The sequence below is a fragment of the Hydrogenophaga sp. genome, assembly GCF_965657535.1.
Classification (GTDB): Bacteria; Pseudomonadota; Gammaproteobacteria; order Burkholderiales; family Burkholderiaceae_C; genus Hydrogenophaga.
The window spans coordinates 1-22,340 of sequence record NZ_CBFHOP010000010.1; the positions used below are offsets into that span (position 1 = coordinate 1).

Genomic DNA, 22,340 nt, shown 5'->3' on the forward strand with positions numbered 1-22,340 from the left:
GAGAAGCTGGCCTTGTACCCGGCGTAATCGTCGCAGATCAGGCTGCCGCGCCAGTCACCCAGGAAGGCTCGTGCGTGTTCTCCGGCGCGGGACTCGCAGAAGTCATAGACCACCGCGCGCGTGGCTTCAAACGCTCCCGGGGCATAGGCCCACAGGTAGGCCCGGTGCGTCTTGCCGTTGCCCGGTTTGAGCATGGCCACCGGGGTTTCGTCGCCGTGCAGTACCCGGTGCTGGAGCACCTCGGTCTTGAGGGCATCGACCAGCGGCTGCAAGCGCGCGCCGCAGGCGCCCACCCATTGCGCCAGGGTCGATCTTGGAATCGCCAGAACGGCCCGGCCGAAGATGTTCTCTTGCCGGTACAAGGGCTGGTGGTCGGCGTACTTGGCCACCAGCACCTGCGCCAGCAGGCCAGCCGTCGGGATGCCTTTGTCGATGACGTGGGCGGCCACCGGCGCCTGTGTGAGGGTCTGGCACTTTGCGCAGGCCCACTTGCCCCGGACATGGCGCTCCAAGGTGAAGACGCCAGGCACATAGTCCAGCTTCTCGGCCACGTCCTCGCCGATGCGCTTCATCTGACAGCCGCAACCGGGTGTGCTGCATGTCGTGGACGTGGGCTCATGACGAACCTCGCGCCGTGGCAGGTTGGCCGGTAGTGGTGTGCGTTTGGGTTGCTGCTTGTCGGCGGCTGGCTTGGTCGGGCGCAGTTGTTCGATCTCGTGCTCGACCGCCGCCAGATCGCCGTCGAGTTCCTCTTCCAGCAGGTTGCGCTGATCGGCGCTGTGGCGCTCGGACTTGGCGGCGAACTTCAGACGCTTGAGCAGCGCGCATTCATAGGCGAGCTTCTCGCTCAGAGCTCGCTGGTGACGCAATTCGGTGAGCAGGCGTTGAGTCACTTCGCGCAGTTGTTCTGCGTTCAGTTCGCTCAGGGCTTGCTCGTCGATCACCATGACCCGCAGTGTGCCAAGCACCAACAGCCAAGGCCATTGGCACATCTCCCAATTGCCATGAGTTCATCGTCGAACTGAAGATTCAGATCACGGTGATGGCGCCCTGTGAGCCCACGCGTTGCCAGGGCAGGCCCAGAACCAGGGCATCCAGTTGGGCGTGTTCCAGCGCCACGTTCGGGCTGCCTGGCGGCGCCCAGACGAACTTGCCCTCGTGCAACCGGCGCGTGGCCAGCCACAGACCCACGCCGTCGTGTACCAGGACCTTCAGGCGATTGGCACGCTGGTTGGCAAAGACGTAGGCGTGGTGCAGGTGGGCCGCGCCGAAGGTGGCGATCACCCGCGCCAGGGCGGTGTCGGTGCCTGCGCGCATGTCCAGCGGGGCGGTGGCCAGCCAGGCAGCATCGATGCGGATCATGCGCGGATCACCGCAGCAACGGGCCAAGCATCTGGGCACATTCGGCTGCGCCAGACAGAGGCCAGTGCACGGTCAAGGACATACCGGGACGTTGGCATTCGATGCGGATGTCAGCCGCTGGCGTTGAGGCGTCAACGGCTGGCTGCTCACTGGCGGTCGTTGACGCTGCGGTGCTCAGCTCGATGGGGATGAAGGCCGGGGACTGAGGTGTTGCGACTGCAGTGGTGACGCCACCTTCGAGGCGGTGCAGTCCCTGCGCCCACTCCTTGCGCCAGCGATGCAGCAAGTTGGCGTTCATGCCGTGCTGCTGGGCTACCGCAGCGATCGATACACCGGGCTTGTGGCACATGGCCACCAGTGCGGCCTTGAATTGCGGGGTGTAAGTGCGGTGCGTGCGCCGCTGCGCATACCGCGGGGTCTGAGGGTCTTTGAGCATCGTGTCCACGTTCTTGTTGCGTGCACACGATCTTCCTCAGTTCGACTCAGTCATTCAAGATGGGGTTCGCCGGGCGCTTACGCTCGGTCGCCAACACCTTCCTTTTGTGTCGCATAGCTCAGACCACCGCATTGCCGGCAGAGAAAGTTGCGGCCTGGTGCGTACAGCACTGCCACTCGCTTGGTGCGCCGAGGGCAGGTGAACCAGTGGCGGTGTCCACCCAGGTGGCGGGGGAGGTCTGCGTCTGCACCCGTTGATTGACCACTTCGCCGGTGCTCTTCATGCGGTAGGACAACATCATGCTCTGGAAGTCCACTTGGATATTGATGCTGGCCACCTGACGGTCGTTCAACAGCCACTGCCAGCTAAAGACGTTGCCTGGCACCAGCAAGCCTTTGCGAGTGATCTTGCGGATGTCCAGCGGCATTGAATCGCTGGTGTCCGGTTTGCCGCTGTAGTTGCTGCGCCGTCCACTGCCAAGTCCGCCCATTTTTAATCTCCAATTTTTGTCGAAATCAATTGGCAAGTTCAGCAGGTATCGCGTGAGGAAACCCCAAGAATCGGGCTGTAACCCGCATGGATGCTCAAGTCCTGTTCCCGCATGCGCTTATGTCACGCGGCCAGCTCGGAGATCTTTGAGCTTGATAAGCATCGCCAAGGTGCGTTCAAACTTGCGGTCCAGATGCGTTTCGTAGCGGAAAAGCTTCTCCAGCTTGAAGGCTTGCAGCCCCTCGCCAATGGTTTGATTCACGATAGCGTCGTGGTGGCGCGCCTCTTTTTCGAGTTGGTAGACCAAGGGCGTGACATGTTCGGAGATGAACGCTGCCAGGCCCGTCGCGTCGGCGGTGTACTCCTCCTCGTCCAAGTGGTTTTGCCACCATTCACGGGTATCTGGCAGCAGGGCGCGGAGGGCTTTTTCGTAGGCTCGGTCGCCGCCTTTGCGCAGGATTGCACTGGCCTTGTTGGTCGCTTCAATGTCCTGCAGAGCTGACTGTTGGCTTTCCGCAACGTCAGACGGCTTCAAATCCATCAGGTTACGGATGTCGGTGCCTTCGCCAGAAAGCCATACTTCAAAAGGTGCAGCCGCCGGAATGACGGTTTTCCCGCTTCGGGCGGACTCCTTCAACCCCTTGTTGATGGTGGCGCCCTCGGCTTGCAGCACACGGCGCTTGCGCCAGATTACGCTGGCCAATTCTTCAATCAGGTGCTGCTCGGTGGCACCCGCAGGCAGGTGTTCATCCATCAGCGAATTGACCAGACTCTCATAGTCGGCATGGCTCTCGTGGCTGAGCACGGTGTAGCGGCTCAGGATGCCGTGTTTGAGTGCGTTGAATCGGACCATTTCATAGGGCTGGGTGCTCGGGTCAGTTTTGGTGATCAAGGGTGCGAAGCTGGTCTTGTTGTTCATGGGGGGCTTTCAATATCGAGCTTCAGGACATTCGCATAAGCACGCCACTGCGCCATGCCAGCGCCGCAACGTTGTTCATACCGGCGGCTGTCACGTCCAGCGGCAATGCAAGTTGGGCAATTGAAATGGTGGGCGTGATAGGCCTCTGCCAGTTCTCTCCAGTCCAACGGGTTATCGAGTGGATCGGCGGCTTGTTTGGCGGCGTCGTTTGCCGCTATCAACCAAGTGATCAATAGCGACTTACTGCTGCGAATGAGGTCACGCAAGTCGGCAGTCAAATGGCTCGACGGTGCCACTGCCAGCCCCCCGGCGGGGGCTAGGGACAGGTTCAGGCCAGCGTGTGAAAGCTTGGCAACCACCGCTTCTATGTTCTGCGCAGGCATTAGAAGATCTCCACGTCGTCCGGCTGACTCGCACGCGTTGTTTCGGCAGCGTCCGTAATCTCACAACTCCGCGCAACTCTCGCAACTGTTGGGCTGGCCTTTTCTGTTGTTGCGCGCTCCACCGTGCGCACCACCGTCCAGCGTTTCAAGCCGTTGGTCTTGTTGCCAAGTACAAGGCGCAGGCCGGTACAAAGCTGACCGGCGTGGCGTTCAAGCCAGCGGCCCAAAATGCGCACGTTGAGCTTGCCGTTTTGGCCCGCGATTTCGTCAAGTGCATCGAACAAGGCAGACGGCGCGCCATATGCCTCCGTCGCCTTGGTGATAGCCTGCGCCGGTGACGTTGGCGTGGTTCCAAAGGTCGTTATCCAGGCATTCAACAGCGCAGCGAGCTTGGCGGTTTCCGGGTTCTCCGATGCAGCGCGGTCAATAGACTCCGCTGGGTCAAAAAACATGGGTAAGTCGGCCAAGTCCCGACCAGACTCCATCATGCGTTCCCGAAGCCAGCACAAGGGCTGGCGCACCAAGTCATCCCACAGCTCAAACGACGCTATGCGCCCCTTGGCTGCCTTGGGCCTGCCTGCGGAAATGTAGGCACGCACAATGGTCAGCGCTGCCACCACCAAGGCTTGGCGGTTGTTGCAGACCTCGGTGAGCGGGTCAAACTCAAACTCGCGTTTGAAGGGTGTTTCGATCTGGGCATCCAGCCTCGCCAGCAGAATCCGGCGGTGGGTGTCGCCCGTCAAAACGAGGTTGTTGCCCGACACCAGAAACAGCGATCGGTTGGGCAGCTCCACGTTTTCCGACACCCCCAACACGCGGTCAGCAAACAAAGACGAGGTCAAAAAAGAGTCGATCACCGAGTTGCCCAGCGGCTCGCGCACGTTGTCCCATAGCAGCACCTTGGAGCCCCCGCGCAGTGCCGCAAACAGGCGCTTGCGGCATTCGTCTTCTTCATTGGTGGGTGGCAGTACCGCCACATCACCGCCTGTGGCCAGAGCACCGATGCACTTGGCCAGCAATGTTTTGCCGGTGCCCGCCGCTGGTGCATCAAAGCCGGTGGCCGGGCAGGTAGGCAGGGCAGGGCGCAAACACGCGGCCAGCATGGCGGCCAGGGTGACACCGACGGCGACTTCATCGGCAAATGGAAACAGGCGGATTGGGTGCCACAACTTGGCCAATGCGTCCAGGGCCTGCGCGGCGGTGGGTGCCGACGGCACGGCCAGCGGGTAGGCGTCCGTGGTGACGTACATCAGCCCTGTCGCCGGGTCATGCCCAGGTTCATCCAGCACGCTGCCATCAGGCCGAAGGGTCGGCGCCCTGGTGACGGCCGTCAGCTTACGAAAGTGACGCCCGCCGTGTTTGGCCAGGATTGCGTTGGCAATATAAGTGGGCGCGTCTTCCGGGATCTCTCGGGTGGATGTGACGTTGCCATCTTCGTCGCGCTCGGTCTTGACGCTGTAGAACTCGGCCACCCGGCCCGCGTGGTCCACGAGCCAGTCGCGGCTGACCGGCGTGGCTTTCCCGTCGGCGACAAACGCAATGGCATTGGTGCCAACGTCAAACAACTCGCTGCGGTCGCGCAAAACATGCAACACCGCATCAGTGGCGTCCACCCGCATCCCCCGGCCCAACTGAACCCGTGCCGACTGGCGGCGCAACTCGTAGCGCGTGCCGCCATGCCGGTGTGAGAACAGGTCGGGGCGTGTACCGTTCAGCAGGCGGGCTACTGCCACACGCTTATCCGTGTCCGGGTCCAGCGGATCGGCAAAACGGGTGTTGTGCCAGCGGTGCGGGTTATCCAGCAGCTGCGCCACAGTCACCACCTGGCCATCAGAGCAAGTCAGCTCAAAGTCGCCCATCAGCACCTGGTGCACAACGGCGCGCTCTAGCACATTGGCCGCCTGCGCCAGCTTGATGCCACGACTCTGCGCCAGTGCAGGGGCTTTTTCTGCCACCCAAAGGCGTCGGGCGGTTTCGCACTTTTCGGTGACTGCTGCTCGTGCCGCCTTGAGTGCTGCTTGCGCCTGCTTTTTGATCGAAGACGTGGCAGCGTTAATCAGCAGGTGCAAGTCGAACTGCGCCGTTGCATCACCGTAGATGACTCCTTCAACGCCGGCTCGGGTCACCCCGTCCACCAACACCGAGGGCCCTGCAAAGTCCAGCCGCTCAGGCTGCCACACCGACACATCCACAAGGCACCGTGGCAAGCGCTGGCCCGCGCCACCCACCTCGCACCAGACCGCGCCCGGCGTAGCCCACAGCAGGGCTTCCAACGCCTTGCCCGCCTCGGGGATCAGTGTGGCATCTGCCACCGGGATGTACAGGCGGTGCCGGGTCAGGCCAGACAAAATGCCACCATGGGGCCCCATGCATCCCGCCGACGCGCTGGGTCGCCAGAGCATGGGGGCATTGGCCAGCGCCGGTGCTGCTGCAATCAGGCGGTCCCAGAATTGGAGGGGTGACAGCTCGCCGTCGGGCAAGCCATCGTGGTCCAGCATCATCAACCCCGGTGCGGCCCTGAACTTGAAGTTCTCGCGGGTACGGGCGATGGCCCCGGCTTCTTGCGCGTCCGTATCCCATTGGGTACAGACCTCTACCGCGACTTCTTTGGTCACGCCCCAGGTCACTGCCTGCGCAACGGTCAGCGCTTCAAGATGCAATTTGAGATCGTGCAGATCGGCCACCACCACGCGCTGCGCCTGTCCCCGGCTCAGCATGGCTGATGTCTCCTTGCGCATGCCGCCAGAGGCGTTCAAGCCAATGATCTTGGTCAGTCGGGCCGGTTCGATGCTGGTGATGACCGTAAAGGTCAAGGGCAGTTTGGGGGCGGCGGGTGTGCATGACTCCGCATCCCCCGCGTTGGGCGGTTCGCAGTTGCGAGAGTTGTCTGGCGTTGCGAGATTCCCGGTCGCCAGCGGTGACAGGTGGGTCAGGTCGTCCATACACATCCCTTCAACACAATACCCAAGAGGATTGCAGCGGCATAAGGGGAGGACTGAACCAGCCAATAGCAGAGGGCATGCAGGAGGTATTTCATGCTTACAGCCCCCTGGCCACCATCAGCTCTTTGCGCTTGATGTGCAGCGACTCGATCAGTTCGCGGATCTGGGCATCGGTCTTGCCGGAAATACGCGCGGCATTCAGTGCATCGATCTCATGCGCAGGCCAGCCCACAGCGCGCGGCCCCAGGCGGACGGGCTTGGTCCACAAGCCCTGCGCAATGCGCAGGTAGATGGTGGAACGGGAGTAACCCGATCGGGTTTTTGCAGCAGGGATACGTAGGATGATGTGCGTCATGTTGGGTCCTCTTTGACGGGTATGGAACAAACTCAGACGCAGTGTGTTTGGGCGATTTGGGCGATAAAAGGCCCATGCCTCGACCTGCAGCGAGCCGTCTTTCAGAGGGGAATAGCGAGTAGAGGCCTGGAACCAAACTGCGCAAATCAGCGCATCTCCATGGGAGAAAACTGGGCGAAAATTTTCCGCCCAACTATTTCAAGGCATCCTGTTCACCGGCTGAAAATATGCACTTGACGGAATATTCCATAAAGGCTATATTTCCTCATGACTTGGGACGTGGAATACACAGACGAATTTGGTGACTGGTGGGCCAGCCTGACGGAGGATGAACAAGTTTCATTGGCAGCCTCTGTGCAGTTGCTGGAAGCGCGGGGGCCATCGCTGGGGCACCCACACAGCAGCGGCATCAACGGTTCCAAACATGGGCACATGCGCGAGTTGCGCACCCAGCATGGTGGTCGCCCATTTCGCACGCTGTACGCCTTCGATCCACGCCGTATGGCGATTCTTTTGATTGGCGGAGACAAGACGGGCGACAACCGTTGGTATGACGTGCATGTGCCCATGGCCGACCGGCTGTACGACCAGCACCTGGACCAACTTCGACGTGAAGGAGAAATAGATGGCTAAGAAATTTACCGAGCTGCGCGCAGGCATGAGCCAGGCCGCCCGCGAGAAGTCGGATGTCATGGCCCGGCAGATGTTGGCTGAAATGCCGCTCAACGAACTGCGCCAAGCCCGTGGTCTATCCCAAAAAATGCTCGCCGAAGTGCTGCATGTGCAGCAGCCTTCGATTGCTAAGATTGAGAAACGGACAGATATGTACCTGTCCACCCTGCGCAGCCACATCGAGGCTATGGGCGGCGAGCTGGACGTGATTGCGCGGTTCCCAGAAGGCTCGGTCAAGATCAAGAACTTCACCGAGTTGGGGGCTGGCACACCGCTCTGAGTGGCGGTGTCCGAGTGACGCTCGTTCAGGCCAGCATGTGTTTCTTGATCGTGCTGGCGTCGCGACCTTTCGCAACTGGCGTCTTAGCGATCTGCCGCGAATACCAAACGTCTGACTTGTCCGGACTCTTCTTGCACAGAGCCCGATAGGCCTTCTGCCAACTCGCATACATGGCTTGTGTGTCGATCTTGCCTGCCTCGCGCTTGGCCGTGCTGGGCGTGTGGCGCGGATCGGCGGTGGCCGCTGCATCCACCAGGTGCCGAATCACCAAACCGTCCAGCGTGAAGCGGCCGTCTTCAAAGGCCACCAAATCAGCCAGCGGAGTCGCGCTCGCGCCCACAACCAACGCCAACAGCCCCCGCACGCGCAACCACAGCATCTGGGTGCGCTTGTTGCCGCTCGCCATCCCAATGGGTAGCAAGTCGGCCTCAGTCGGTTGCGCTTGGGTCTCCCGCAGCTCAAGGCTGGTGGCCACAAATCCACGCACCGCCTGGGCATCGCAACGCCACTGAGCCAGCTGCGCAGCCGCGACCGCTACCTGGCTGGTGTCGCTGCGCTTGTCACACACGACGAAGAACGTGGCGGGTGCATTCACGCGGTTGAGCATCTCCACGGGCATGTTGCATTCCTCTTCGCAGCCGGGGCACACAACGCTGCTGGCCGGGCGTGCTTTCAACAGGAGGTTCTGCGACTTCAAGGCCGACACGGCCGCTGTTGCGTATTCCGGCGAACGTGACCGCTGATTCCGGCGCATCGTGACCGGTCGCGCCGCGTGAAGTGTTGCGCGCTCAAATTTTAGGTTGATCGGTCACGATGGGTCTGGATTTTTCTCCTGTTGGGCTGTTTTGGATCTCTGACGTAGGGACTCGCCCGTCAGGGTGAAACGGTGATGGCGCTGCATCAGTCTGTCCAGCATCGCGTCAGCAATCGTGGCGTCACCCACCCAAGCGTGCCAGTGCTCGATGGGCAGCTGGCTGGTGATGATGGTGGCCTTGGTGGCGGGGCCGCGCGAAGAGAAGCGTCCTGGTGTCTATGCCTGCGTCGCTGCGCTGCTGGACGTTTGCCTCGCGGTGGAAGGGGCGGCGGTAGAAGCCGCGACAGATACCCATTATTAAGACAGTTGTATAAATACAGTGATGATGTTTTAATGTACCCATGAGCACAGATTCAATGTCGTCATCACCCAGCTACCCACTGGCCGACCTTTGCGTGCTCGCGGACTTGCCACCCCGAACGGTGCGCTACTACGTGCAGATTGGTTTGGTTGATCGTCCCGAAGGGGAGACCCGAGCGGCGCGCTATGGCTCAACGCAGTTGGAGCAGCTGCTGCTGATCAAGAAGTGGACTGCGGCAGGCCTGGCTCTGGATCGCATTCGGGAACTGTTGCGCGGTGAGCCAGCACAGGTTCCACCACGAGCGCGGGCCATCGGGTCGGTCGAGGTGCGAAGCCACTTGATGGTGGCAGACGGCGTGGACGTGGTGATTGAACCAGGTCGTGCAGGCCTGTCGCCCGAGCAGGTACGCCAATTCATCAACGGTGTCATGGCGGTATTCGCTCAGGTCAGCGGCGGTGATGTGGCGCCAACGGACGAGTCAAACAGCAAGCAATGAAAGGCAAGAACATGGACCAGCGAGAGTGCGCGCGTTTGGAGACGCGGGACGGGCAGGCGGTGAGTCTGTTGGGAGTCAAGCTTTCAGCAGACCTGCGCGGCTTGATGTTTGAGGCCAGCATCGAGCAGCGCTTTTGCAATCCGAGCACCAAAAACGTGGAGGTGGTCTACACCTTCCCCTTGCCTTGGGGCGCGGTTTTGCTGGGCATTGGCGTGGTGCTCGGTGACAAGCGACTCACGGGTGCGGTCGTTGAGAAGAAACAGGCAGAGGCGCGCTACGAGGAGGCCATATCTGATGGTGATGCTGCGATCATGCTGGAGAAAAACCATGATCACAGCTACAGCCTTAACCTAGGCAACCTTGAGGCGCGTGAGAATTGCACCATTACGCTGCGCTACGCTCAGACACTGCAGTTTGAACAACGTGGGCTGCGGCTGCTGATCCCGACGGTGATTGCACCTCAGTATGGCTATCTTGCGCATGATGGCGGTCTGATGCCGCACCAGGTTCCCAGCCATAGCCTTAGGGCAGATCATCCGTTTGAACTTGAGCTGCGACTTCATGGCGACTTGGCTCGGGCACGCGTGGCCTCACCCAGTCACCCGGTCGGTGTTACCCATGGAGCCTCCGATCAAGGCAGTGTCCTGACCGTGTCATTGGCGCGCCGCGAATCTTTGGATCGAGACTTTGTACTGGTGGTCGATCAGCTCGTACACGACTCGGTGGCTGTGGTGGCTCAAGATGGTGTCGAATCCCATCGTGTAGCGGTTCTGGCCAGTTTTTGCCCTCGCATTCCTACGCAAAGCCAACCCTCAACGGCCGTCAAAATACTGGTCGATTGTTCTGGCTCGATGGCGGGTGACAGCATCGATGCGGCAAAGCGGGCTCTGCAAGCCCTCGTCCAGCAATTGGGTGCCGGTGACCGGTTTTCGTTATCGCGCTTTGGTGACTCTGTAGAGCACCGCTCGCGCGGCCTTTGGAAAGCCACTGAAACGACGAAGCTCGCCGCCCAGCGATGGGTGCGTGCGTTGAACGCCGATCTGGGTGGAACCGAAATGGAGGCGGCCCTGGCCTCGACCTTCGCTCTGGCACAAACGGTCAGCAGTGACATTCTGTTGGTGACGGATGGAGAAATCAGCGCGATCGATCGCACCATCGCGTCGGCCAAAGGCTCTGGTCATCGCTTGTTTGTGGTGGGCATCGGCAGCAGCCCAGCAGAAACGCATCTGCGGCGCTTGGCCGAGGCCACGGGCGGTGCTTGTGACTTTGTGGCGCCTGGCGAGGCAGTGGAACCCGCTGTTCTGCGCATGTTTGCGCGCCTGAGGTCGCCCCGACTGGCTGACTTGCGTCTTGAATGGCCAGCAGGATTGGTTCGAGAGTGGGTGTCGCCGCTGCTGCCCTCTGTTTTTGATGGTGACACTGTCAACGTTTTTGCATGGCTCCGACAAGTACCCACCGGTGTTGTGACGCTTTTGGGCCGGTGCTCCAATGAGGACTCACCTCAGGTGTTGGGCACGGCAACCCTTCCAAGTGAGCTGGAGGCGGCAGACACCCTGACTCGAATGGCCGCGTCGGTTTATGTCCTCACGGCTGACAACCAGCTCTTGAACGATCGACCGATGGAGGTGACCCAGCTGGCCATTGGCTACCAATTGGTGACCGACAAGACCAACTTCCTGCTGCTCCACGAGCGCCCGGTTGGCGAAAAAGCCACCGACATGCCGGAGCTCCAAAAAGTTGATCAGATGGTTCCGGCTGGCTGGGCTGGCATGGGATCGGTGCGGTTTTCGCGGAGCAGTACAAGGCACGGCAGCAGCAACGTGCGCGACATTTCTGGTCAAGATACGGTCCCAGTGGCCGCTCTGTGGAGGACTGCCAGAGCTCCGGTTCCTGCAACCAAGTTCAGCGTGGTGGATGACGCTCAGGCGCCTGCCTTTCTGCGCGCTCAAACTGACAGCTTCATCCTTCCGGCCTTCCTGCGCAAACGCGACCAGATCATTGATCACCAGGACCCTCGGTATTGGGCTGAGTCAGAACATTACTCCGGTCTGACACCGTTTGGGATTAGCGCATGGTTGCGCCTCACGCCCGTACCTGAATGGCCAACCACCTACATGGGGTTGCGGCAGATGGGCGTTGGTGAATGGCTGGCGGATTGGCTGGAGCTCGTCATGGGCAGGTACCAGGGCACTTTGTATGCTGAGTCCAAAGTGGTCGAGGCATTCTTGTACCTGATGTCCAGACACGACACCTATGAATCGCTGGCAAGGTCCGAAGGCCCGCTCAGTACCCTGAAGTCGACGGTACTGCGGCTGCGAGGCGTGTTTGCCAGTGGCCCAGTTGTCCAGGCAGCCAGCACGGACATGGCCTTGGTCGACGCGATGGTGGTTGCTCTGGAAGAAATGACAGCCAGTGCGTGGCCAGATCGGGTGTTTTCGTTGGGCGGTGCGATGGACGAGGTGTGTGATGCCAGATCAGACTCCACTACCGTTTGATCGGGAGAAGCACTGCAACCACTTCGAGCTGCGTCTTGAGGAGGGTGTTGCGCAAGGCAAGCATCTCCCCGGCAGGAAGATCACGCTGTATTCGGAAATATGGGTCGATGGGCGCCACATCGATGAGCCGCACTTTATTGATCTGCCTCTGCTCGTCCAGAGCCTGCATGCGCAGCGCTGGTTCGAGATCTTTACTTGCGGGTGCGGGATCGGGGGGTGTGCGGGCATCGTCGACGGCATACACGTCACGCACGACGCAGATCTTGTTCGGTGGTCATTCCGTAGGCCACAGAGCGCAGGCAATCTCATGGACCCCGCGCTGAGTTAATGGGAGAAGACGGCAGTCCCGGTCGTGCTGACTTTTGAGCGGGCCCAGATGGTGAAGGCTATTGTCGACTACCTGGATGCAGTTCGCGCACTGGTCGGCGTAGAGCCGAGCAAGTTCGAGTGGCCAGTGCATGGCTTATTCGTTCAGGACGTGGTGAATATTGATGTAAGCAAGCCCTTCTATGACATCGAGGGTGGAGGTTAGAAATGCCAGTTCAACAAGTTCTCACCGACCAGCGCGTACCGGTCAAGATCTGGACCGATGATGTCGACGACCGATCGAAAGAGCAGCTGGCCAATATTGCGGGGCTGCCTTTTGTACATCACCACGTCGCGGCGATGCCTGACGTGCATCTTGGAATTGGCGCCACCATCGGATCAGTGATCGCCACGCACAAGGCCATCATCCCGGCGGCTGTCGGTGTGGACATCGGCTGCGGCATGGTCGCCGCTCGGTTGTCGATCACGGCCAACGAACTGGACGAGAAAGCCCTGAAAAAGGTCTTCGACCAAATCACCCGGGATGTGCCCGTGGGACGGGGTCAACACGCCGATGACCGTGTACTGGTGGAGGCTTCGCGGCCCTTCGAGCCAGGATTGAAAGCGCTAACCGACCGTCACCCTCAGTTGCTCAAGGCATTCGGCAAGTTTTCCAAATGGACCAATCAGATGGGCACGCTCGGAGGCGGCAACCACTTCATTGAGGTGTGTCTGGACGAGTCCGATCAGGTTTGGGTGATGTTGCATTCGGGCAGCCGGGGTATCGGCAATGCGATTGCCGACTACTTCATCCAGTTGGCGCGCAAAGACATGGAGCGCTGGATGATCCAGTTACCGGACCGTGACCTCGCTTATTTCCCAGAGGGTACCGAGCACTTCAATGACTACGTGGAGGCAGTGCATTGGGCGCAGGAATACGCCATGGCCAACCGTCAGGCCATGCTGGACCTGGTGCTCGATGCGCTGGCGCGGCACCTACCGCCGTTCACTGTGACCACCGAGGCGGTGAACTGCCACCACAACTACGTGGCCAAAGAGCACCACTATGGCGCCGATGTCTGGGTGACGCGCAAAGGCGCCATTCGCGCCCGCGAAGGTGATCTGGGCATTGTGCCGGGCAGTATGGGTGCGCGAAGCTACATCGTTCGTGGCAAGGGAAATGCCGAGAGTTTCTGCTCCAGCGCCCATGGTGCCGGTCGCCGTATGAGTCGAACGGCGGCTGAAAAGCGCTTCACTGAGGCCGATCTGCAGGCACAGACCGCAGGCGTCATCTGCCGAAAAGACAAGGGCGTATTCGATGAGATTCCGGGGGCCTACAAGGACATTGATCAGGTCATGGCGAACCAGCGCGACCTGACCGAAATCCTTCACACGCTAAAGCAGGTCGTCTGCGCGAAGGGCTGAACCATGGCCATTGCACTTGAATTCATCGACTTTGTCGTACCGATCGCCCTCATCCGGCAGAAGTATCCGGGCGGCTGGGAGCAATGCCTGAAAGACCACGAGCGCCTGATCGGAGGGCGTGTATGGTTCGATGAACACCTGCTGCGGGATGGAGCTATGAATCCGGCTGACATCGAATCCCTTGTCGAGGAGTGGACATCCTTCGGATTCCAGCCGACCGCAGAGGTCGACGGACAACGCATCTGGCAGGACTGCTGCGTCGTCGAGTCCATGCTGGGCGGTCCCACGCTACCTTGCGACTGGCTCGAACTTTCGGAGGACGGCGAATCAGCCTGGCTGAAGGGCACTCAGCCCGGGGCCATCAAATGGCGGAAGAAGCGGATGGCACAGTGACGGACCCGCAGCCGTTCGTCCCGATCCTCACCGTGATGGTGGACTATGGCAACGCGCCGTTCTTGTGGTGCGTCGGTGCACCGGAACAGGCAGGCGTCGGCGAAAACATATGCGACGGTTCGGGGTGGGATGAGACCTGTCCGATGTCGGAAGGGCTCTGGCGAAAGTTTGCAGACTGGGCGATCGCGTTTGATCGGACATCGTTCTATTCCGATGACTTCGCCACCAGTGGTTGGGATTGGGCTGCTCAACATGAACGCGGCATGCAACTGTCCCGTTGGCTCAAGGATGAGGTGGGCAACGCGTACCGCGTGATCTATCAAAAGCCTTGCGAAGATCCTGATAATAAATTGGATGCGCGCCGGGAGGTTCTGGCCGATGGCACATTGCTTCCACTTGCTGTTTAAATTGCCTGCCTGAATAATTATTCAAGAGTCAAGCCATTGACGACTGCTCATTCTTCGAGTTCTTGTCTGTAATGAATAGATGACGACGGATAGCTACATCCGCCGTTCGATCCTTTTTCTGGTCAAAAAATAGAGGCAATCGCCTGGACGCAGTGCTGGGAGAGTGTGGATAAGTCGGCCGCCCTTTAAGGGTGGCGAAGCGCAGTCAGATGTGTTTGTGTGTTTGGCCCCGCTGCAAGGGAGTGTCAGGATTTCTGTGTGTGAGGCGGTTTCAGAAATGGGCTGATGGGTAAATTTTATTCAAGCTCAGGCCCCTGCCAGGGCGCCGGAGGCGCCCCCGGTTGAGCCCTCGCATGACGAGATTCCATCCTTTCATTTGGCACCCCCTTGAGCGGGCTGAGTGAACCTGTCGCCGTACAGGATGGCGAACTGGTTCATCGCTGATTTCCAGTGGTTCGCCGCCCGCCCCCAGTCCTGCGTGATGTTGCGCAGTGCCAGCCAAATCAGCTTGGTCGCGGCATCGTCACTGGGGAAGTGACCACGCGTTTTGATGATCTTACGCAGCCGCGCGTTCACGCTCTCGATGGCATTGGTCGTGTAGATCACCCGGCGCACTTCTGGCGGGAAGGCAAAGAACGAAATGACCCTATCCCAGGCCCTGCGCCAGGCACCCACCACCTTGGGGAACCTCTTCCCCCATGGCCCCGCTTCAAACGCATCCAGCTCAGCCTCAGCGGCCTCAGCGCTGGTGGCCGTGTATATCGGCTTGATGGCCGCTGCCAGTGCCTTCCTGTCCTTCCAGCTGGCAAAGTCCAGACTGTTGCGAATCAGGTGCACGATGCAGGTTTGAAGCGTTGTGGCCGGAAACACGGCGCCCAGCGCCTCTGGCATACCCTTGAGCCCATCGGTAACGGCGATCAGGATGTCCTGCACGCCACGGGTCTTCAAGTCGTTGAACACCTTCATCCAGAATTTGGCACCCTCGGTGTTCTCGACCTAGATCCCCAGGATGTCTCGGCTGCCATCGGCCAGCACGCCAAGGGCCAGGTACACGGCCTTGGAGCGCACCACCCCATCCTCGCGGATCTTCACGCGCAGGGCATCAAAGAACACCACCGGGTACATGGCTTCCAGTGGGCGACTTTGCCAGGCCGTGACCTCGCTCATGACTTCATCGGTGACGCAGCTGATGAGGTCGGGGGAGACCTCTACCGAGTACATCTCGTTCAAAAAGGCCTGTATCTCGCGCACGGTCATGCCGCGTGCGTACATGGCAACGATCTTGTCGTCAAAGCCGGTGAAGCGGCGTTCGTGCTTGCCAATGAGCTGCGGCTCGAACGTGCCCTCACGGTCACGGGGGATGTCGATGCGCAGCGCGCCTGCATCGGTCAGCACCGTCTTGGCGCTCTTGCCGTTGCGGTGGTTTGCCGCTGCTTCGGGCTTGGCCTGACCCGGTGCGTAGCCCAGGTGGTGACTCATTTCGCCAGCCAATGCCCGCTCGAGCACAGCTTTATTGAACTGGTCAAACAGGCTCTGGACTTGCCCAGCTGTCATGGGGCCGCTCACGAGTTGGTCCAGCAACTCGGTTGGAATTTGCAGATGCGCTGCTTTGTCCGCCGTAGCGGTGCTTTTGGTCTTGCTTGGCGTTCATGCTCCTTGTCGACATGCTAGGCCGCACACACGAAATTTCTGACAGGCTCGATAGGGCAGGTTCCTGGCGCCGTGCAGCGTTTTTATCCGCCCCTTCGGGGTGCCGAAGTTGCTCCGCCATCAAGAAACCTAGGGCGGAGCTGCTCAAACAGGCTTGATGGTGCAAACCGCACCATCCTCTGCTTTCGCAGTGCCGCAGTCCCAGTCCCAGTCTCTGCTTGAGGTCTTGGTCCCCGCGCTCAATGCGCCAGCGCATCGTGGCTTCAAACACCAGGCGCTGCAGTGTGCTTGGGCACAGCCATGCCTCGTGACAAAGCCGGGCACGCAGCGCACGTCATGTGCTTGCTTGGGTTTGAAATAGCACCCAAGCGGTCTAAAAACCACTTGAACCGGCCTTGCTTGTCGCGGCGCGCCATCAAGGTGCAGCGGGTCTTTGGATCAACCGCATATGCGCCGTTGCCTCAGCATCCGCGCGTGATGGGCATGTCCATATTCGTCTTCACCACCATGTGCTTGGCCAGTTCCAGCTTGGCGATGGATTGGCGGTGCACTTCATCTGGGCCGTCGGCCAGGCGCAGGGTGCGCTGGTTGGCGTAGCTGTAGGCCAGCGGGAAGTCGTCGCTGACGCCGCCACCGCCGTGTGCCTGTATAGCCATGTCGATGATGTCGCAGGCCATGTTGGGTGCCACCACTTTGATCATGGCAATTTCGGCCTTGGCCACCTTGTTGCCCACGGTGTCCATCATGTAGGCGGCCTTGAGCGTGAGCAGGCGGGCCATTTCAATGCGGCAGCGTGCGTCGCCAATACGTTCGTGCCAGACCGACTGGGCCGATACCGGTTTTCCAAAAGCAATGCGTGAGTTCAGCCGCTGGCACATGAGCTCCAGCGCGCGCTCGGCCGCGCCGATGGAGCGCATGCAGTGGTGGATGCGCCCAGGGCCAAGGCGGCCTTGGGCGATTTCAAACCCACGGCCCTCGCCCAGCAGCAGGTTGCCCACGGGCACGCGCACATTGTGCAGCAGCACTTCCATGTGACCGTGCGGCGCATCGTCGTAGCCAAACACGCTGAGCGGGCGCACCACGGTGATGCCCTTGGCGTTAGAGGGCACGATGATCATGGACTGCTGCGAATGGCGCGGTGCCTCGGGGTTGCTCTTGCCCATGACGATGTAGACCGCACAGCGAGGGTCGCCAGCGCCAGAGGACCACCACTTGCGCCCGTTGATGACGTATTCATCACCGTCGCGCTCAATGCGGCACTGGATGTTGGTCGCGTCAGACGAAGCCACCTCGGGTTCGGTCATGAGGAAGGCCGAGCGGAACTCACCCCTCAGCAAGGGCTCCAGCCATTGGTCTTTCAGCTCCTCGCTGGCATAGCGTTCAAAGGTCTCCATGTTGCCGGTGTCGGGCGCTGAGCAGTTGAACACCTCGGCGGCAAACGGTACCCGCCCCATGATTTCACACAGAGGGGCGTATTCGAGGTTGGACAGGCCTTCTGGCGCACGCGGGCTCTTGGGTAGGAACAGATTCCACAGACCGGCGGCGCGGGCCTTGGGTTTGAGCTCTTCGATGATGGTGGTGGGAATCCAGGCGTTGCCCTGAGCGCGGTTGGCGGCAATTTCGGCGAAGAAGCGCGCTTCGTTGGGGTAGATGTGCTCGTCCATGAACGCAAGCAGGCGCGCGCGCATGTCCTTGACTTTGTCGGTGTAATCGAAGTTCATCGTGGCTCCTGTGGGTGGTAATTCGGATAGAAAGTTTTTCAGGCTGGCTGGGCAAAACGCCAGGCCAGTTCGGCCATAGGGCGGGCCCCGGCAGCAGACTTCACCGCCTGCGCGCTTGAAGCCGTACCGGTTTCGACCCGCTTGGCAATGCCTTGCAGAATGGCGGCTAGGCGGAACATGTTGTAGGCGAGGTAAAAATTCCAGTCGGCCTTCAACTGTTCGGGTGTGGCAAAGCCGGTTCGCTCGCAATACAGCGCGATGTAGTCGGCCTCGGTGGGAATGCCCAGCGCTTTCACGTCGAGCCCGCCAATACCGCGAAACAAACCCGGCGGTATGTGCCAGGCCATGCAGTGGTAGCTGAAGTCAGCCAGCGGGTGGCCCAGGGTGGACAGTTCCCAATCGAGCACCGCGAGCACGCGCGGCTCGGTGGGGTGGAACATGAGGTTGTCGAGCCTGTAGTCGCCGTGCACCACCGACACCAGGGATGCGTCACGCGCCATGGCCGGAATGTTCTTTGGCAACCATTCCATGAGCCGGTCCATCTCAGCAATAGGCTGCGTCACGGAGGCCTGGTATTGCTTGCTCCAGCGGCCAATCTGGCGTTCAAAATAATTGCCTGGCTTGCCGTAGCTTTCCAGTCCAATGGCCACCGGGTCCACCGTGTGCAAAGCGGCCATGACCCGGTTCATTTCGTTGTAGATGGCGCCGCGCTGCTCGCGCGTCATGTCGGGCAGGGCTTGGTCCCACATGACGCGGCCATTCACACACTCCATGACGTAGAAGGCGCGCCCGATGACGGACTCGTCTTCGCACAGCACATGCATTTGCGCCACCGGCACACCGGTGCCGTGCAGCGCGCTCATCACGCGGAATTCGCGTTCAATTGCGTGGGCCGACGGCAGCAGCTTGGCCACAGGGCCTGGCTTGGCACGCATCACATAGGCCCGTGTGGGCGTGATGAGCTTGTAGGTCGGGTTGGACTGGCCCCCTTTGAACATTTCCACCGTCATCGGCCCGCTGAAGCCCGGTAGGTGGGCTTGCAGCCACTGTTGCAGCGCGGCGGTGTCAAAGGCGTGCTGTTCTGACACCGCTCGTGTGCCGGTGAAGTTTTGCGTGTCGCTCATGCGGAAAGCCTTGTGAGAGAGAAGTTATGAGCCTTGCCTCCCCGCAACCGCTGAGCGGCTGCGTTCAGGCGTCGGCTTCTGCGATGCGCATCAGCATGTCGCGGTTGCGCACCACCAGTCCGCCCTGCTCGATGCGGATCGCGTCTTCGCGCTCCATCGACTTGAGCTCCTGGTTCACCCGCTGGCGCGACGCGCCCAGCAGTTGTGCCAGCTCTTCCTGGGCCAGTTGCAGGCCAATGCGCATTTCGTTGCCATCGGACAGGCAGGGCACGCCGTAGCTGCGTACCAAGTGCAGCAGTTGCTTGGCCAGCCGGGCGCGCAAGGGCAGTGTGTTCAGGTCTTCCACCAGACCAAACAGGTTGCGGATGCGCCGCGCCTGCAGGCGCATGAGCGCTTCGTACAGCTCCACATGCACGCTGAGAATCTTCTGGAAGTCGTTGCGGGCCACGCACAGCAGCGTGGTGGGGCCGTGCGCGTAGGCGTCGTGCGTGCGGTGGTCGCCGTCGAACATGGCCACATCGCCAAACCACACGCCGGGCTCCACATAGGTCAGCGTGATCTGCTTGCCCGAGAGCGAGGTCGAGCTCACCCGTACCGCACCCTTGGCCACCGCCGTCCACTCGGTCGGCGGGTCGCCGCGGGCAACGATCAAGTCGCCGTCTTTGTATCGCTTGACGTAGGCACATCGGAGTATGTCGTGACGCAGGGAGGGTGAAAGGCTGCTGAACCAGCGACCACTGTTGATCGCCTCGCGTTCTTCCATTGTCAGAATCGGTTCGTCCATGGGCTGTCTTATGAGTGACTGAAAACGGAATGATTGTCGCCACAGAGACCGGGCGACCGTGTGGGGTAGGGTGCCACGCTGTCCCGCAAGCGTCCCGACAAGGTGGGTTGTTGGGCTGCTGCTGTGTGGTTCAGCGGTAGTTCGCCGGCCGTTTTTCCATGAAAGCGGCAATGCCTTCGCCCGCATTGGCGTGGTGCAGATTGCGCACAAAGTGGTCGCGCTCATGTCTCAGCTGGGTGTGAAGTGTGACGGTGGGCGCGTCGTTCGCCAGCTCTTTGATGCTGGCCAGCGCGTTGGGTGCTCGCGCGTTGAGCCGTTCGCACAGTGACAGCGCATCACCCAGTGCTTCGCCTGTTCCGCTCACGGCGTTGATCACGCCAAGCTGTTGCAGGCGCTCGGCCGTGATGCGCTCGCCGCCCATGAGCAGTTGCAGTGCGGTGGCCCGGGGCATGGCGCGCATCAGGCTCCAGGTGGCGCCACCGTCGGGCGACAAGCCCACGTTGCTGTAGGCCATGACGAACACGCTGTTGTGCGCAGCCACCACCATGTCGCAGGCCAGCGCGAGCGAAAACCCCGCCCCCGCGCAAGAGCCTTCGACCGCAGCGAGCACCGGTTTGGGAAAGGCCCGTATGGTTTCGATCCAGTTGTGCAGGCCTTCGATGCTTTGCGCCTGCACCTCGGGTGGCTGCTGGCGGTTGGCCTGCAGCCGTTGCAGGTTGCCGCCTGCACAGAAGTGGTTGCCTTCACCGGTGATGACGACGCTGCGCACCTCGGGGCTGTTTTCCGCCACGTTGAGCGCTTCCACGCCAGCGGCATACAAGTCGGGGCCCAGGGCGTTGCGGTGCTCGGGGTTGCTGATGGTCAGCACCATGGTCTGGCCATGGCTGTGGCTCTTGAGGCTGGCGGTCATGGGATGGTCTTTCGGTTGTGTCTTAAGGGAAGTCCTGCCAGTACACACCGCAGGACCGGCTTGGCCGGGCTGCAGGTGGGGTCCCCCTGGTGGGAAGACGCGAAGTGGCGCAGGGGGGTTATCCCTCCTCGTGCGTCAGGCTCAGGCCCAGGGCGCCGCGGCGGCGCAGCCAGGGCGAGGGGCGGTAGCGCGTGTCGCCGTACACCGTTTGCATGTTGAACAAGACCTCTAGCACATTGGTGGGACCGATGCGGTCGCCCATGGCCAGTGGCCCCATGGGGTAGCCCAGACCCAGCGTGACCGCCACGTCCAAATCGGCTGGCGTGCAGATGCCTTGCTGGCACATGTCGGCAGCAATGTTGACGATGGTGGCCGCCACGCGCTGCGTGACGAAACCCCCGCTGTCACGGATTACGCTGACGGACTTGCCGTCTCGGGCGAAGAGGGCGTGTGCCGCGTTGCGCATGTCCGGGCGGGTGGCCGGGTTGGTGGCCAGCACGCGGCGCTTGGTGGCCGCATCGTCCAGCATCATGTCGATGCCCATCGTGCGGGTCGCGTCCAGGCGCTCCACGGCGGCCAGCGTGGTCACATCCAGGCCCAGCGGCGCCACCAGAATCAGCGCCATACTGGATGGCGCAGCGCCGGTTTCGATGCTGGCGCCCAGATTTTTCAGCAATTGGTAAAGCTCGGCGCGCCGGGCCGCCTTGGGCGACACCCAGACGGGTGGCATGTCGGCCACCACGGGCACGGCAGGCTCTGCGGGCATTTGCACCAGACCGCCTTCGTATTTGTAGAAGCCTTCGCCCACCTTCTTGCCCACCACGCCCCCAGCAAGCCGCTGCGCGGTGATCACGCTGGGACGGTAGCGCGGTTCGTCGTAATACTGGCGGTAGATGGACTCCATGACCGGGTGCGAGACATCCAGCGCGGTCAGGTCCATCAGCTCAAAAGGACCGAGTCGAAATCCCATCTGGTCTTTCAAGATGCGGTCAATGGTGGCGAAATCGGCGACGCGTTCGCCCGCGACGCGCAAGGCTTCGGTGCCGTAACCGCGTCCGGCGTGATTCACGATAAAGCCCGGGGTGTCTTGTGCCGATACAGGCGTATGACCAAATTGGCGGGTGTAGTCGGTTAGCTGCATGCAAACCGCAGCGCTGGTCTTCAGGCCCGCAATCACCTCGACCACCCGCATCAAGGGAACTGGATTGAAAAAATGGTAACCCGCCAGCTGGCCGGGCCGCTTCAGCGCTGCAGCAATCGACGTTACCGACAGCGACGAGGTGTTGGTGGCGAGCACGGCCGTTGGGCTCACGATGTCCTCGAGCTCCGCAAACAGGCGTTGCTTCACATCAAGGCGCTCGACCACCGCCTCCACCACCAGGTCGCAGGGGGCGAGCTCGGCCACGGAATCTGCCACCGAGAGGCGCGCCACAAAGGTGGCCAGTTGATCGTCATTGAGCTTGCCTTTGGCTTGCAGCGTCTGCCAGGTGCTCTGCAGCGCCTGCATGGCAGCCATGGCAGCATCTGGCTGCACATCGAACAACAGCACCTGGCTGCCAGCCTGCGCGGCCATTTGCGCGATGCCCCGGCCCATGGCCCCGGTGCCAACTATTCCCACGGTCTTGAAGATGGATTGCATATGAAAGTGTTATTTAAATGAAGGCCAGAGCAAGCTA

Annotated in this window: 22 protein-coding genes and 3 pseudogenes; 7 read left to right on the forward strand and 18 right to left on the reverse strand. The window is 61.0% G+C overall.

Features of this window, described 5'->3' with window-relative positions:
* The 8 genes from tnpC to ACTG4K_RS16265 form a co-directional block, all read right to left on the reverse strand.
* The coding region (gene tnpC, locus ACTG4K_RS16230) for an IS66 family transposase (RefSeq protein WP_439115374.1) at positions 1 to 947 on the reverse strand (947 nt) is incomplete at its 3' end.
* An 82-nt stretch (positions 948 to 1,029) separates the two neighbouring features.
* Positions 1,030 to 1,362 (reverse strand): IS66 family insertion sequence element accessory protein TnpB, encoded by a 333-nt coding sequence (gene tnpB, locus ACTG4K_RS16235; protein WP_439115261.1) that lies wholly within the window; start codon positions 1,360 to 1,362, stop codon positions 1,030 to 1,032.
* A gap of 7 nt (positions 1,363 to 1,369) precedes the next feature.
* Positions 1,370 to 1,798, reverse strand: coding sequence for an IS66-like element accessory protein TnpA (gene tnpA / locus ACTG4K_RS16240; RefSeq protein ID WP_439115262.1), 429 nt, complete (start codon positions 1,796 to 1,798; stop codon positions 1,370 to 1,372).
* Positions 1,799 to 1,916: 118 nt separating this feature from the next.
* A complete protein-coding gene (locus ACTG4K_RS16245; RefSeq protein WP_439115263.1) occupies positions 1,917 to 2,225 on the reverse strand; it encodes a hypothetical protein in 309 nt (102 codons plus the stop codon).
* Positions 2,226 to 2,405: 180 nt separating this feature from the next.
* Positions 2,406 to 3,206 carry a hypothetical protein gene (locus ACTG4K_RS16250; protein WP_439115264.1) on the reverse strand — a complete coding sequence of 267 codons (801 nt, stop codon included), beginning with the start codon at positions 3,204 to 3,206 and terminating at the stop codon, positions 2,406 to 2,408.
* Positions 3,203 to 3,589 (reverse strand): hypothetical protein, encoded by a 387-nt coding sequence (locus ACTG4K_RS16255; protein WP_439115265.1) that lies wholly within the window; start codon positions 3,587 to 3,589, stop codon positions 3,203 to 3,205. Before ACTG4K_RS16255 ends, ACTG4K_RS16250 begins: the two co-directional genes overlap by 4 nt.
* Positions 3,589 to 6,531 carry a hypothetical protein gene (locus tag ACTG4K_RS16260; RefSeq protein ID WP_439115266.1) on the reverse strand — a complete coding sequence of 981 codons (2,943 nt, stop codon included), beginning with the start codon at positions 6,529 to 6,531 and terminating at the stop codon, positions 3,589 to 3,591. Before ACTG4K_RS16260 ends, ACTG4K_RS16255 begins: the two co-directional genes overlap by 1 nt.
* 97 nt (positions 6,532 to 6,628) lie before the next feature.
* Entirely contained in the window at positions 6,629 to 6,886 is a 258-nt protein-coding gene (locus ACTG4K_RS16265; RefSeq protein WP_439115267.1) for a helix-turn-helix transcriptional regulator, read from the reverse strand.
* Between the two features lie 267 nt (positions 6,887 to 7,153).
* On the opposite strand from ACTG4K_RS16265, the gene ACTG4K_RS16270 reads away from it, so the two are divergent.
* Together ACTG4K_RS16270 and ACTG4K_RS16275 are read left to right on the forward strand one after the other, a co-directional pair.
* Positions 7,154 to 7,519, forward strand: coding sequence for a type II toxin-antitoxin system RelE/ParE family toxin (locus ACTG4K_RS16270; protein WP_439115268.1), 366 nt, complete (start codon positions 7,154 to 7,156; stop codon positions 7,517 to 7,519).
* Entirely contained in the window at positions 7,512 to 7,838 is a 327-nt protein-coding gene (locus ACTG4K_RS16275; protein WP_439115269.1) for an XRE family transcriptional regulator, read from the forward strand. Before ACTG4K_RS16270 ends, ACTG4K_RS16275 begins: the two co-directional genes overlap by 8 nt.
* 25 nt (positions 7,839 to 7,863) lie before the next feature.
* On the opposite strand, the gene ACTG4K_RS16280 is transcribed toward ACTG4K_RS16275, so the two are convergent.
* Both ACTG4K_RS16280 and ACTG4K_RS16285 read right to left on the reverse strand, forming a co-directional pair.
* Positions 7,864 to 8,457 carry a hypothetical protein gene (locus ACTG4K_RS16280; protein ID WP_439115270.1) on the reverse strand — a complete coding sequence of 198 codons (594 nt, stop codon included), beginning with the start codon at positions 8,455 to 8,457 and terminating at the stop codon, positions 7,864 to 7,866.
* A gap of 189 nt (positions 8,458 to 8,646) precedes the next feature.
* A pseudogene (locus tag ACTG4K_RS16285) lies at positions 8,647 to 8,838 on the reverse strand (ATP-binding protein); the annotation flags it as partial.
* A 155-nt stretch (positions 8,839 to 8,993) separates the two neighbouring features.
* Here ACTG4K_RS16285 and ACTG4K_RS16290 point away from each other — a divergent pair.
* On the forward strand, positions 8,994 to 9,449 hold the full coding sequence (locus tag ACTG4K_RS16290) for a helix-turn-helix domain-containing protein (protein WP_439115271.1): 456 nt from the start codon (positions 8,994 to 8,996) through the stop codon (positions 9,447 to 9,449).
* The gene (locus tag ACTG4K_RS16295; protein WP_439115272.1) at positions 9,446 to 11,944 is read left to right on the forward strand and encodes a VIT domain-containing protein; all 2,499 of its coding nucleotides are present in this window, start codon (positions 9,446 to 9,448) and stop codon (positions 11,942 to 11,944) included. The genes ACTG4K_RS16290 and ACTG4K_RS16295 overlap by 4 nt, the downstream gene beginning before the upstream one ends.
* Here the strand turns inward: ACTG4K_RS16295 and ACTG4K_RS16300 are convergent.
* Complete coding sequence (locus tag ACTG4K_RS16300; protein ID WP_439115273.1) at positions 11,934 to 12,197, reverse strand: hypothetical protein; 264 nt, start codon at positions 12,195 to 12,197, stop codon at positions 11,934 to 11,936. The two genes, ACTG4K_RS16295 and ACTG4K_RS16300, sit on opposite strands and share 11 nt — an antisense overlap.
* A gap of 281 nt (positions 12,198 to 12,478) precedes the next feature.
* Between ACTG4K_RS16300 and ACTG4K_RS16305 the strand changes: the two genes are divergently transcribed.
* The 3 genes from ACTG4K_RS16305 to ACTG4K_RS16315 are packed head-to-tail and all read left to right on the forward strand — an operon-like array spanning position 12,479 to position 14,475.
* Positions 12,479 to 13,675 carry an RtcB family protein gene (locus tag ACTG4K_RS16305; protein ID WP_439115274.1) on the forward strand — a complete coding sequence of 399 codons (1,197 nt, stop codon included), beginning with the start codon at positions 12,479 to 12,481 and terminating at the stop codon, positions 13,673 to 13,675.
* Between the two features lie 3 nt (positions 13,676 to 13,678).
* Positions 13,679 to 14,068, forward strand: coding sequence for a hypothetical protein (locus ACTG4K_RS16310; RefSeq protein WP_439115275.1), 390 nt, complete (start codon positions 13,679 to 13,681; stop codon positions 14,066 to 14,068).
* Positions 14,041 to 14,475, forward strand: coding sequence for a hypothetical protein (locus ACTG4K_RS16315; RefSeq protein ID WP_439115276.1), 435 nt, complete (start codon positions 14,041 to 14,043; stop codon positions 14,473 to 14,475). The genes ACTG4K_RS16310 and ACTG4K_RS16315 overlap by 28 nt, the downstream gene beginning before the upstream one ends.
* A 372-nt stretch (positions 14,476 to 14,847) precedes the next feature.
* Here ACTG4K_RS16315 and ACTG4K_RS16320 read toward each other — a convergent pair.
* The 7 genes and pseudogenes from ACTG4K_RS16320 to ACTG4K_RS16350 all read right to left on the reverse strand — a co-directional run bounded on the left by ACTG4K_RS16320 (position 14,848) and on the right by ACTG4K_RS16350 (position 22,303).
* Positions 14,848 to 16,074: pseudogene (locus tag ACTG4K_RS16320) on the reverse strand (IS256 family transposase).
* A pseudogene (locus ACTG4K_RS16325) lies at positions 15,998 to 16,408 on the reverse strand (hypothetical protein); the annotation flags it as partial. The pseudogenes ACTG4K_RS16320 and ACTG4K_RS16325, both read right to left, overlap by 77 nt.
* A gap of 178 nt (positions 16,409 to 16,586) precedes the next feature.
* Positions 16,587 to 17,846 carry an acyl-CoA dehydrogenase family protein gene (locus ACTG4K_RS16330; RefSeq protein WP_439115277.1) on the reverse strand — a complete coding sequence of 420 codons (1,260 nt, stop codon included), beginning with the start codon at positions 17,844 to 17,846 and terminating at the stop codon, positions 16,587 to 16,589.
* A gap of 38 nt (positions 17,847 to 17,884) precedes the next feature.
* Positions 17,885 to 18,970, reverse strand: coding sequence for a phosphotransferase (locus tag ACTG4K_RS16335; RefSeq protein WP_439115278.1), 1,086 nt, complete (start codon positions 18,968 to 18,970; stop codon positions 17,885 to 17,887).
* Between the two features lie 64 nt (positions 18,971 to 19,034).
* Positions 19,035 to 19,754, reverse strand: coding sequence for a Crp/Fnr family transcriptional regulator (locus tag ACTG4K_RS16340; protein ID WP_439115279.1), 720 nt, complete (start codon positions 19,752 to 19,754; stop codon positions 19,035 to 19,037).
* Positions 19,755 to 19,884: 130 nt separating this feature from the next.
* Entirely contained in the window at positions 19,885 to 20,664 is a 780-nt protein-coding gene (locus ACTG4K_RS16345) for an oxepin-CoA hydrolase, alternative type (protein WP_439115280.1), read from the reverse strand.
* A gap of 118 nt (positions 20,665 to 20,782) precedes the next feature.
* Positions 20,783 to 22,303 (reverse strand): 3-hydroxyacyl-CoA dehydrogenase, encoded by a 1,521-nt coding sequence (locus ACTG4K_RS16350; RefSeq protein WP_439115281.1) that lies wholly within the window; start codon positions 22,301 to 22,303, stop codon positions 20,783 to 20,785.
* Positions 22,304 to 22,340: the final 37 nt, after the last annotated feature.